The organism is Microcoleus sp. bin48.metabat.b7b8b9.023, assembly GCF_013299185.1.
Taxonomy (GTDB): domain Bacteria; phylum Cyanobacteriota; class Cyanobacteriia; order Cyanobacteriales; family Microcoleaceae; genus Microcoleus.
On the sequence record NZ_JAAFKG010000002.1, the window covers coordinates 144,257 to 156,843 of the forward strand.

7 protein-coding genes are annotated in these 12,587 nt (G+C 48.0%); 3 read left to right on the forward strand and 4 right to left on the reverse strand.

Annotated elements, in window-relative coordinates; translation table 11 throughout:
- Positions 1-285: 285 nt before the first annotated feature.
- The 3 genes from QZW82_RS01910 to QZW82_RS01920 all read right to left on the reverse strand — a co-directional run bounded on the left by QZW82_RS01910 (position 286) and on the right by QZW82_RS01920 (position 8,071).
- On the reverse strand, positions 286-5,910 hold the full coding sequence (locus QZW82_RS01910) for a cadherin-like domain-containing protein (RefSeq protein WP_293143678.1): 5,625 nt from the start codon (positions 5,908-5,910) through the stop codon (positions 286-288).
- 1,393 nt (positions 5,911-7,303) lie between these two features.
- On the reverse strand, positions 7,304-7,588 hold the full coding sequence (locus QZW82_RS01915; RefSeq protein WP_293143681.1) for a hypothetical protein: 285 nt from the start codon (positions 7,586-7,588) through the stop codon (positions 7,304-7,306).
- Positions 7,589-7,933: 345 nt separating this feature from the next.
- Positions 7,934-8,071, reverse strand: coding sequence for a hypothetical protein (locus QZW82_RS01920; protein WP_293143684.1), 138 nt, complete (start codon positions 8,069-8,071; stop codon positions 7,934-7,936).
- A gap of 32 nt (positions 8,072-8,103) precedes the next feature.
- On the opposite strand from QZW82_RS01920, the gene QZW82_RS01925 reads away from it, so the two are divergent.
- Complete coding sequence (locus tag QZW82_RS01925) at positions 8,104-9,774, forward strand: CHAT domain-containing protein (protein ID WP_293143687.1); 1,671 nt, start codon at positions 8,104-8,106, stop codon at positions 9,772-9,774.
- 295 nt (positions 9,775-10,069) lie between these two features.
- Here the strand turns inward: QZW82_RS01925 and QZW82_RS01930 are convergent, their stop codons facing one another.
- Complete coding sequence (locus QZW82_RS01930; RefSeq protein ID WP_293143690.1) at positions 10,070-10,357, reverse strand: hypothetical protein; 288 nt, start codon at positions 10,355-10,357, stop codon at positions 10,070-10,072.
- Positions 10,358-11,477: 1,120 nt separating this feature from the next.
- Here QZW82_RS01930 and QZW82_RS01935 point away from each other — a divergent pair.
- Both QZW82_RS01935 and QZW82_RS01940 read left to right on the forward strand, forming a co-directional pair.
- On the forward strand, positions 11,478-11,885 hold the full coding sequence (locus tag QZW82_RS01935) for an AbrB family transcriptional regulator (RefSeq protein WP_293143695.1): 408 nt from the start codon (positions 11,478-11,480) through the stop codon (positions 11,883-11,885).
- A gap of 90 nt (positions 11,886-11,975) precedes the next feature.
- Positions 11,976-12,443, forward strand: coding sequence for a regulatory protein RecX (locus QZW82_RS01940; protein WP_293143698.1), 468 nt, complete (start codon positions 11,976-11,978; stop codon positions 12,441-12,443).
- Positions 12,444-12,587 lie beyond the last annotated feature (144 nt).

A 12,587-nucleotide genomic window follows, 5' to 3' on the forward strand; every position in this document is an offset into this window, starting at 1 on the left:
GCGTCTACACAGACGAAACCCACCTCCGTGGGTTGAAGAGTTAATTTTCTAATAGTCGATCGCACAAATCCCCAAAAAGGCGATCGCGCGATCGTATCCACCATCAACAACACCGCAAAAAAAGACAGGGTAGTGCCATTTCCCTAGCCAAAACAAAGCCGCTAAATTGTTTGAAAATCAACAACAAAATAAGGACACAGCATTGCCGTGTCCTTATCTTGTTGGGATACAGCAATGCTGTATCCCCGTGCATACCCTTGATATTCAGATTAGAATTCTTGCCGTTTAGAACAAGAACAATTCAGAATTACCCGAAACTCCCAAATTGACATTGACAGTAGCAAACAAACTGTTGCCACCAACCGTCGAACCGTTGCTATCGTAATACAACTTAGTAGCTGCACCATCGAAGAGAGCAATAATCGACGGCGAAGTCAAGGATGACTCGATCGCGCTTACAGTAGCAACAGTGCTGCTGTACCGGTAGAAACTCGAACCCAAAGGCCCCGATCCCAACCCGGCAAAAGCAATCTTGTCAATGTTCATTACATCATCAACAATGCTGTAATCCGTAATGATATCCCCGCCACCAGCAGTAGTTCCCGTGAACACAAACACATCAGAACCCAATCCACCGCTGAGAGCATTTGTTCCCAAACCGCCGATTAAAGTGTCATTACCAGCACCACCGGAGATGCTGTCATTACCAGCGCCACCGGAGATGCTGTCATTACCAGCCCCACCGTTGAAAATATCAGCACCGGAACCGCCGTTCAAAATATCGGAGAACTCAGTACCAGTGACATTATTCGCCACAGTTGAATTGCCAGTAAACAAGACAGGAGTGGTAAAGTTGTAACCGCCCGCACCAGAACCAAAGTTGTAAACTCCAGTTGTCGGGAAAGTACCCGGATTAGTCACTAAATTGACAATGCTACCAGAAGTCGGAGCAGGGGTAGTTGGAGAAGCAACGATTGTCCCTGTAAACAAGAAGTCTGCTGTGCCCAAAGTCCCCGCAGCCGTACCCAAATTAGCAACAGTTGTGAAACCACCTGCCGCTGTACCATTCGAGTCAAACACCAACACCGTCTCGCTGTTCGTATTCGTATATACGAAGAAACCAGGAGTTGTAGAACCACCCACAGCCTTAGCTTGAGCCGCCTCCACAGTCGAATAATTGGCACCGGTGAAAATCACCAATTGTTTGCCAGTAATGTCAGGATTTGAACCGCTCACACTGACAAAATTCGTAGAAGTCAAATTGCCGAAAGCGTTCGCAACAAACTGCAATTTGTCAGTTCCGAAAGTAAAGTCAGTAATCGTATCCGGGCCGTCGCCAGGAGCCTTGTAAGCAAAGATATCTGCACCAGAACCGCCAGTCAGAATATCTACACCGGCACCACCGGTGATAGTATCTGCACCGCCGCCACCGTTGAGGATATCTGCACCGCCACCACCGTTGAAGATGTCAGCAAACTCAGTACCAGTGACGTTATTCGCCACAGTTGAATTGCCGGTAAACAAGACAGGAGTGGTAAAGTTGTAACCGCCCGCACCAGAACCGAAATTGTAAACTCCAGTTGTCGGGAAAGTACCCGGATTAGCAACTAAATCAACAATGCTGCTGGAATTTGTAGAAGTACCAGTCGGAGCAGAACCAGTCGCACCAGTAAACAAGAAGTCTGCTGTGCCCAAAGTGCCCGCAGCCGTACCCAAATTAGCAACAGTTGTGAAACCGCCTGCCGCTGTACCGTTCGAGTCAAACACCAACACCGTCTCGCTATTCGTATTCGTATATACGAAGAAACCAGGAGTTGTAGAACTGCCCAAAGCCTTAGCTTGCGCCGCTTCCACAGTCGAATAATTCCCGCCGGTAAAAATCACTAACTCTTTGCCAGTAATGTCAGGAGTTGAACCCGTCACACCGTCAAAGTTAGTAGTAGTCAAATTCCCGAAAGCACCACTGGCAAACTTGAATTTGTCAACCCCAAAGGCAAAGTCAGTAATCGTATCACCGCCTTCACCGGGAGAATTGTAAACAAAGATATCTGCACCACTGCCACCAGTCAGAATATCTGCACCGCTACCACCGCTGAAGATGTCAGCAAATTGAGTACCAGTGACATTGTTAGCCTTCGCATCTCCGGTAAATAAGACGGGAGTGCTGAAGTTGTAACCGCCAGCACCTGAACCGAAATTATTGCTCGCACTCGGATAGGTATTCCCAGCAGCATTTAAATCAACAATGCTGCCGGAATTTGTAGAAGTACCAGTCGGAGAAGTTGCACTTGCACCAGTAAACACAAAGTCTGCTGTGCCCAAAGTTCCCGCCGCAGTACCCAGATTCGCAACAATTGTCGAACCGCCTGGTGCTGTACCGTTAGAGTCAAACACCAACACCGTTTCGTTCGCAGCATTGTTATATGCGAAGAAACCAGGAGTTGTTGAACTGCCCAAAGCCTTAGCTTGAGCCGCTTCGAGACTGGCATAGGTTCCGCCAGTGAAAATGACTAACTCTTTGCCGGTAATGTCAGGAGTTGAACCGCTAACACCGTCAAAGTTAGTAGTAGTCACATTGCCGAATTCGCTCGATACAAACTGGAATTTATCTGTTCCAGATTTGAAGTCAGAAATTCGATCGCCACCTTCTTTAGTTGTCCTGTAAACAAAGAGATCTGCACCACTACCACCGCTGAGGACATCGGCACCGAGGCCGCCGGTGATGGTATCGTTGCCGTCACCGCCGTCGATGGTATCGTTAAAGTTGCTGCCGACAATGTTGTCATCGCCAGCCAAAGCCTTGAAATTAACTGCGGCCGGATTAGTGCCGAAGTTTAAATTGTCAGGGCCGGAAGTACCGACAGGAACATTTAGTGGCGGGCCGCTGAAGACAAAGTTCCTGATTTGCAGGCTAAATTTCAGCGAGAAACTGGTGACAATTTCAAAGCGCGCCCCAACAGCAAATACCAGCACGGAACGGTTAGTCTCGGCATCTGTAAACTGACAGAAAGTAGGTGCGTCACTGTTGCCTCCCAAAGCTGCAAACCGCGCTTGCAAAGTGGCGATGCTGGTAACGCTGATATCGGCGCTGAAGTCGAGTAAGTTAGAACTGCCGATCGATCCAACAGTAGAAGTAGCCGTAATCGCCAGTCGAGTCAAGCTGGTAAGGCTGAGATTGCCAAAAGCTGCGGCCGACAACTCTAAGAGATCTTCATCAGCCTTAAAGTCAGTAATTAAGTCAGCATCTAGAACTGTTTTAATCTTTTCGCGAGAAACTTTGTAAATAAAGCGATTCTTACCAGCGCCTCCAATTAGAGTATTGGTTCCTTCGCCACCGTCGATCTCATTCTCGCCATCGCCGCCTTTAATTTTGTCATTGCCAATACCGCCGATGAGTTTGTTTTTGCCTTTACCACCTTCGATATCGTCATCGTCATCGCCACCTTCGATATCATTATCGCCATCACCGCCTTTGATTTTGTTTTTGCCTTTACCTCCTTTGATTTTGTTTTTGCCTTTACCACCGATGATATCGTCATCGTCATCGCCACCTTCGATATCATTCTCACCATCACCGCCTTTGATTTTGTTTTTGCCTTTACCTCCTTTGATTTTGTTTTTGCCTTTACCACCTTCGATCTCGTCATCGTCATCGCCACCTTCGATATCATTCTCACCATCACCGCCTTTAATTTTGTTTTTGCCTTTACCTCCTTTAATTTTGTTTTTGCCTTTACCACCTTCGATCTCGTCATCGCCATCGCCGCCGTCGATATCGTTATCGCCGCCATCGCCGCCTTTAATTTTGTCCTTGCCTTTGTTGCCTTTAATTTTGTTAGTCTTGTTACCGCCTTTAATGTCATCGTCGCCCTCGCCGCCTTCGATGTCATTATCTAGCGTGAGCGAACCGACAATCACTTGAGGATTGGTATTGCCAGCAAAATTAAAGATATTTTGCTCGACATTGAAGCTAAAACGTTGGCTGGTGACAATATTTCTGCCGTCGCTTACTTCAAAACCAAAACTAGCCGCACCGACAAAACCTTTTACAGCTTGGAAAGTTAATAAATTGAGGCTAATGTCTACTTGAGTGAAGCTCAAACCGACTTGTGTTACCTCTACTCCCTTAAAGAATAGTTTCCCGGTTTTAGCATCAGGGAGCTCCGTTAACTTAAAGACTGTTTCGCTAGCACTTTGCTCGTTATCGACAAACTTCAACAAGTCACCAGTAATAGTTTGTGGCAAGCCGTCGGAACCGACAGTGAGTGTTTTGTTGGCTTGCGATCGCGGAGGGGTACTAACTATTCGACTTGGGGTTGGAGTTGGAGTTGGAGTTGGGCTTGGGCTTGGAGAGCTACCATTAACTCCCAAAAAGTCGCCAGCATTGAGAATAGTAGCGCTAACATTCAACAATAGTGCCAGCACCAACTGATTGCTGCTGAGTCGAATTTCGGTATTGAGGCCGACTTGTACAAACAACAAGCTGCTAAAGTTCAAGCTGCCAGACAGCAGAAACTTGTCTAAGCCATCTTCGTAGTCAGTGATGACGGAACTTCCGGGAGTGGTATTGTTACCCATATCCATGACAAAAACGTCATTTCCAGCACCGCCGCTACAGGTATGGTTGCCAGTACCGCCAACGATCGTATCGTTGCCAGCATTACCCATCAGCGTATCGTTGCCAGATCCGCCGCCGGCAACGCTGTCGTCGCCATCACCGCCCTCTGCCATGTCATTGCCGTCGCCAGTAACGAGGGTATCGTTGCCAGTACCGCCCATCACGGTGTCGTCACCAGCGCCACCGACAACGCTGTCGTCGCCTTCGTCGCCACTGCAAGCGTCGTTGCCTTCGCCACCGATCAAGGTATCTTTGCCGTCGCCGCCGACAACGCTGTCGTCGCCTTCGTCGCCGCTAACGTTGTCGTTGCCGGCACCGCCTGTTGTGGTGTCGTCGCCGCTGCCGCCCATTACGGTGTCGTCGCCGTCGTCGCCGCTGCAACCGTCATTGCCAGCACCGCCGGTGACGGTATCGTTATCTTTGCCACCGTTAACGGTGTCATTGCCTTCGCCGCCGTTAACGTTGTCGTTACCCCGATCGCCCCTGACAGTATCGTTGCCTTCGCCACCATTGCAGGTGTCGTCGCCTTTGCCGCCGTAGACGGTATCATTGCCGCTGCCGCCGTCAACGTCATCCTTGCCGTCGTTGCCGTGCACCCAGTCATCGCCGTCATCGCCTTTGCAGGTATCGTTGCCGGTGCCACCAGAAAGAGTGTCGTTGTCTTTGCCACCGTAGACGGTATCGTTGCCTTCGCCGCCGTCGCACTTGTCGTCGCCGCGATCGCCTCTTATTTCGTCATCGCCATCGCCGCCCTCGCAATCGTCGCCGTCTTTGCCTCCATAGAGTTTATTTTTGCCACTCTTTCCTTTGAGTTTGTCTTTGCCTCTTTTGCCGTAGAGCGACTGGTTAGCGCCCGTGGCAACAATTATGTCATCGCCATCAGTACCTTCGATCGTCTGGGGATCGCTGCCGCTGTTATCTTTTTTGTCATTTTTGTTGCCTGTACCTTCTTCGGGTACGCCGCTCAATTCAGCCATTTTGCTGCTATCATCAGCAACTTTGGGGGATGCGTCTTTAGGAGGATTCGGAACTTTGCCGTTAGTGATGCCGCTGTTTTGTGCGATCGCATTGTCAACTAACTTGCCTAACCCGCTATCGGAATTGATAGCACTAGCATCCCGAAAATCGGCGAGTCGATCGAGTTCGCTGGCGGAAAACACGAGTTTTGGCTGCTGCTCGTCCAGGGCGATCGGTGAAAACAAACTGGTTTTTTTCAGGTCAGAAATTTCTGTTTCATCTCGATCGGGAAAAAGTGTTCCCGATACATTTTCTAACAACATTTCTTCTTCCATCTTTGATATTTCCAAAAAAGGGCTGAGTTTCTTCGAGTCAGTTTATCAGCAAGGAGGATCTAGCGAAAGCATAATTTTACAAATTCATACTTTCGCCTGCTAGAGCGGCTGATATCCTACCTTTCTGTTTATAGATGCTATTTAAACTGCAAGGGGTTATTTCCATCGGTTGCGAGTTGTATCTTCTGCAATTGCGCGCCCCAAATAATTGAGACGCCGCATACACCGCCAGTGCTGCGCCGCAGCGCAACTCGCTTTTGATGTTATCCGTAATTTCTACAGTAAGCTGCACCTAAATGCGCCGAATTGTAGATTTTCTACGTAATTTCTACAGTGAATTAGCAGAATGTAAACTCGCAACTCACAACTCCCACATAACTACCCAAAACCTTTATTCCCCAAATTTACCTTGCTTTTCCTGCGATCGAGCCTGGTTGCTTTAACTTTTTGTAACACTCCCAGCTCTGACAAATCCTTCCCTGACTTAGGATTTGCATCTCTTTTGCCAGTGACTGTACGCTCCTAATTTTGGTTCCCGATGATTAATAAAAAAAATAGATGGATCGCCCCGGCAAATATTTGTTTTAATTTTCTGTCGTATAAGTTTATCTCGATTCGAGCGAGCCTCGCGAACTGACAAAATATTGTATTTTAGAAAAAATCCTAGCTACTCTGCCAATAATATCTCTCTCAAGACAGATTTTCAACAGTTGACAGTTGACCGCTTGACAGTTGACAGTTTGAGAGCGACACCTACCGAAAAGTCCGAGTATTCGAGTAATGAATAGCCTGATTTTAATTTCTCCCGCTCCGGCGGGCGGGCTTTCGACCAATTCTTTCTTGTAAAATCCTCCAACACATAGCAATAAACACATAATTTATACGATTTTAGGTTTGATATTTTAAATTTGAGATTAGTAATGACAGATTTTGTATTGTCTTGAAGCTTGCCTACAATTGCATTAATTTTTGCCAAGAATAATGGGTTTAAAACCTCCTCGTTATAGGGGGAAAATAAAACAAAATTATTCACTGTTTAAATCCTCTTCCTTTTATGGAGAGGTAGCCCTCAAGCGGTCAACTGTCAACTGTTAACTGAAAAGTGGCATTGTTTTTGGTTAAAATTGCAAGCTCGATCGGCATTTTGAGCGCAAATGACCCGTGGCGGACACGATAAACCCGGTTTATTTGTAAGTTTATGGTTGCCTTTCCCCCATATTTCACCGAAAAAGAGGCTGGATGAGGCTCAGTCCTCTAGATGAGAAAAATCCTGGTTGCTGGAAAGGGCTGGAATATTGGATAGCAGTTGTATTCTGAAAACTTCTCGGACACTTGACTTTATTTTTCCTGCTTCACTTTAGCTAGATTAAGACAGTTAAACAAAAAAATAACATTAACATAGAAGCGGTAAATTAGCAATAATCGATGAGGAATTTTCGAGGGTCGCTCTATCGATTAGCGATCGCCGCTCATGGCTTATGGATGAGGGTTCAGGGCTTACGGATGAGGACTCGCCGGCTGACCAATTCATTAATTGACACAAAATCAAGATTTGAGATGGGGGGTTGATGGTAAAGGATAAGCGTTCATCAGTTGACAGTTGACAGTTGACAGTTGACAGTTGACAGTTGACAGCTATCTCTTCCGTCGATCGAAGAGGGTTGAAGCAATGAATCATTTTGTTTGATTTCCCCCGTTTAGGGGGAGGCTTCAGATCCAATTTTCAGGCCTGAGGACACAGCGATCGATCGCTACCGCAAAAAATTTACTCAAAATTGCTTCCGATATTGCCCTGAAACAGGTGGGCGATAGCTGAAGTAATCTTAATAAGAACTAGAGATCCGCCTGGTAAAGTGCCTCCTATTTAACTTTACTGAGCAATGACAAACTCAAGTTTCCGACGAATGTAAAGGGGTCTGCGGTAGAGGTGCAAAATGTTCAAAATAGCAAGATTGGAGAAAATAGGGCTTTCATCCAGGCATAGGGCAATCAAAACTAATAAACTGTTATTAAAGTACAAGTTTTATAGCTTCAAAGTGTTTGAACAAATATATTTGATCCCAGCGATCGCCCGATCGGGGGAAGCGCAATCAAAAACTTTGATTGAAAGAGTAAAAATTAGTTTGCCGATCGCGATTGCTAGCTGCAAAAACGCAGGCATATTCAGACTTGAGGCGGGGGGGCGCTAAATCGGTGAGCCAAGAATTTAAACTCTCAGTCACCCCAGTTGGGGACGACGAATATCTAGTGCGGACAGAAAAGGTTGCACCCGGTGTACCCTTAGCAGAGCAACAAGTCCGCTGGCCGATCGACCAATGGCTGGCACTGTCTGCTCAACTGATGAATGACCCGATGGTGGGCGTGTTCCAAGGAACCGGTGCTGCCGGTCGCACAGGGCGATCGACAAAAAACTCAGCGCCGAATTTAGTAGCCCTGGGGCAACAATTATACAGCGGACTGTTTCAAGGAAACTTGCGCGATAGCTGGACTTGCGCTCAAGGCATCGCCCAGCACCGCCGAGAAGTGCTGCAACTGCGCCTGGGACTCAAAGGCAGGCACTTGCCGCGGCTCCCGTGGGAAGTTCTGCACGCGGGCGATCGCCCGATCGCAACCGGCACCGATGTCGTGTTTTCCCGCTATCAACCAGGTACAAGTTTGTTCAAACAAACCCGGATGGTACCCAGCAGCGGCCCGCTAAAAATTTTAGTGGCGATCGCTTCTCCGAGCGATCGAGACAGCTTGCAGCTCAAGCGAGAAGTGCTCCACTTGCAACAAGAACTGCAAAACCGGAGCGCTAATCCCCTCAAAAACGGCCCACACTCGGAAATTCAACTGACTGTGCTCGAACAGCCCGATCGAGAACAGCTTACTCAAGCCCTAGAACAAGGACACTACCAAGTCTTGCACTACGCAGGCCACAGCAACTTAGGTTCCAGAGGTGGCGAACTCTACCTAGTCAGCAGCCGCACCGGGTTAACCGAAACCTTGAGCGGCGACGACTTAGCCGGATTGCTGGTTAACAACGGCATTCAGATGGCCGTGTTCAATTCCTGCCGCGGGGCCTACGGCGACCCCTCAGACATCGGCGAGGACAGTTCGGAACGCAATTTAACCGCAGCCTTAATCAAGCGGGGCATTCCGGCAGTGCTAGCAATGGCAGAAAGCATTCCCGACGATGTAGCTCTAACTCTGACGCGCCTGTTTTACCGCAACCTAAATCAAGGCCATCCAGTCGATCTCAGCCTGAGTCGGGCCAGGGCGGGACTAATTTCTACCTACGGTTCTCACCAGTTATACTGGGCTTTGCCGATTCTCTACCAGCACCCGGACTTTGACGGCTATCTGACGGGCGCCCCAGGCCAAGGCGGGCCATCCGGTTCTCCGGTGCCAAATTTAATCCTACCCCCGACGCCGCCGGTGGCAGGGGGTACAGAATGGAAGGCGCCACCTGCACTCTCGACGATCGCCCCATACCCGCCAATCGCAGCCAATCAACCGCAGGAGTCAGACACAGATGACGGCGAAGTCTGGGAATATTTTCCCGACCAATTAAAAGATCGCAGGGATTGGGTTCACCAGAGCGATCGATCTTCTGCTGCTAATTCACCGAACTCTATTCCTAATTCTGAGCCGGCGGCGATCCAAGCAACTCGGGTAACTACACCGACTCCGAAATCGTTAAAACAATCGGGATTGCAAAAATGTCTGGTAGTGATGCTTTGCTTGTTGCCCGTTGCTGTGAGTGCTAGCTTGTTTGGGTGGCGGCACTCACAGCAACGAGGCACGAAACCAGAAGAGTTACTGCCGGCGGTACGGACTCCCCTGTCGCAAAATTACTTGCAAGAAGGCCACCAAGCAAAATGAAGAAGGAAGAAGGCATCAAAGAGTTCGCTTAGTCTAAAAGGAAGGATGAAGAGCAACACAGCCAGCTTGAGTGCAAGCTGTATTTTACGTTTCATTTAAGTGAATTTACTCAGAAGCAACAACCGATCGCGATCCTGAGTTTGGGCTAGCTTGCTCGGGAGCGAAATTAACTGCGGTTGTCCTTGGCAATTCGCGATCGGCTGCTGCTCGATCGCATCTGGGACTTACCCTAATGGGCGCTTGCTATATTTCAAAATAAGTAATTGTGGAACTGGCTGTCAGTTGGCGTACCCAGTCAAGATGGCGCATAAATTTTCCCAGTCGGGCAGTTGTCCGGCAACAAATGGAAATCAGCACATTTCCACCGAAACTCAAAGCCGACAACGCCTGCTAATTTGTGTTGGAGCAAATATTTGAGCTGTACTGCATTTAAGTCGGTCTTTTTCAATTCCCCTGTGGAAATAACGTCAAATTCTCTGGCTTGGGGCCCTTTGAGGGCGATTTTCCCGATCGCCCCCTCGGAGTCTACTGAGAAAGTAGCGAAGGTTGAAGAGTGGCGCAGCCCGATCGCGCGATGAAACAAATCCCTCTACAACATTATAAATTGTATATTTTAATTCCCTATTCCTTGTTCTTGTCCCCCCCATCCGCTTCTCCCCCTCAAACATCACAGACAATAGAACTCTTGCAAAAGTCAAATTTACCCCCCGCAAGTCCCCTCGAACTTCGGGGGGAAACAAGAATAATCTTACCCCCTCCCCGAACTCGCGGGGAGGGCTGGGGTGTGGTGCTTTGTATTTTTGCAAGAGATCTAATGTTTTTGGTGCAGCAGCTAATTCCTCTGGTGCTGGCTCCACGATGTTTATGCCACCACGCCCATTAAGTCGGGTTTTAGCGAAAACCCTTTCAACGAACAGGTGAAATTTCCTTGATTTTTTTACCGGATTGCCTTCCCCGGACTGCGTTCTGTGCAAGTTATAGCAGATGTTGAAGGAAGGAAGAAGGAAGAAGGAAGAAGGAAGAAGAAAGAAGGAAGAAGGAAGAAGGAAGAAGGAAGAAGGCTATAAAGGCTGCGCTCTTCGGGTAAAAAGAAGTCAGAACTCAGAAGTCAGAAGCAATCGACTCCATGGGTAAAGGGCCATTAAGAGCGTCCTAACCGTCAGGGTGGAGGCGCTATATATGCCGAACACCTTAATAGAAGATTGCTCTTCGGTATTTGGGGTTTTGAGGCGATTGACCGCCCGAAAAACAGGGTTTACAAGTAGGTGGCAGTGGCATCGAGAACAAGTGCTGCCTCGCCTTGTTGAGGTAAAATTTAACCCTGCGCCGGTAATTGCTGGCGGCAGATTTGCCTGTGTCGCGCCTAGGTATTTTCATTCATCGCTGCTTTGCTTTTTACCTTAACCGCAGACTGGATCGGGGATTGGTGAATGTTGGGAACAGACTTTACTGTAAAAAAGTAAAGCATTTAATTTGCGACAATAATTCCTCCCGCGATCGCGCCCTTGAGGTTTAGGCAAGCATCACCTGCTCGAAGGCAAATAGATCGGCCTTCGAGCATCCTTACTTGCACCCCCGGTTTTGAGGCCGCAAAAATTTATCCAGAATCTTATATTCCGAATTCTTAGTATTGACAGTGAAACAAAGTTAATCTAATGTGTTGTAATTGATATAAGTAAAGTCCAATAAGCGAGGTACGGTCAATGGCAGAAACAGCTACAGCACCCTTAACAGGAAAAGGTCTGCTTCAAAAAATCAAAGGCAGCGATTTGCCGCGCAGAGAACTTGCAAAGCTTTGCGGCTACTTCACCGTCAGCAAAAGTGGAGAAACCCGGATTAACTTGGCTGAGTTTTACGATGCAGTATTAGCTGCTAAGGGAATTGAGCTAGAGAAGTCGAAAGCAGACGGACGCGGACGAGAAGCGAGTTATCGCGCTAGCGTTCACAAGAATGGCTCGATCGTGATCGGGGCAAATTATACCCAAGAAATGGGATTAAAGCCAGGTGACGAGTTTGAAATTAAACTCGGATACAAGCACATTCGCTTGATTCAGATCGATGTGGACAGAGCGGATGTGGAAGTGGAAGAAGAGGAGGATACAGAAGAATAGAGGCGATCGCGATGCAGTCTGCCGATAGCAAGGCGACTGGATTTGATATTCGCTACAGAAGTATTTGCGCGCCAACCTTCGATTTAACTGATGAGCTGTCTTGACTATTTCTATTTTCTCTTGTCCCGCAAAGACTACAGTGCCTCTGAACTTCGCAAAAAGGGGCAAGAGAAAGGTTTTGGCAATGAGGAAATATTGGAGGCGATCGCGCAAATTCAAGACCGGGGCTATCAGTCTGACACTCGCTTGGTGGCAAACTCGATCGCCTCTGCTGCGGGCAAATACGGAAAATCAGCCGTCAAGCGCAAGTGCCTGCAAAAAGGAATTACTAGCGATTTGTTCGAGCAAGTCTGGGAAGAAGAAATTGCCGAAAATCTGGACTCGGAAGCCGCAAAACTCGCCGAATTAAAAGCCAAAGTCATGCGGAAATACAAGATCGATGCTTGGAGTAAAGTAGATCCGAAAACCAAGGGCAAAGTCTTGAACTACCTGCAATACAGGGGCTTTAATGCTTTTGAACTTTTGCGGCAGTGGCAAACAGAAGAAGATGAAGAGTAAATAGTAGCACCGCGCACATCGGTATGGCCCCCAGATAGGCAAGCACAACTCCACTGCTGCTCTGGGGGCTAATACCATTTTAAATTTTAAATTTGAGATTTTAGATTGGGGATGATTGACTGGATATGGTCAATATGCTTGGGT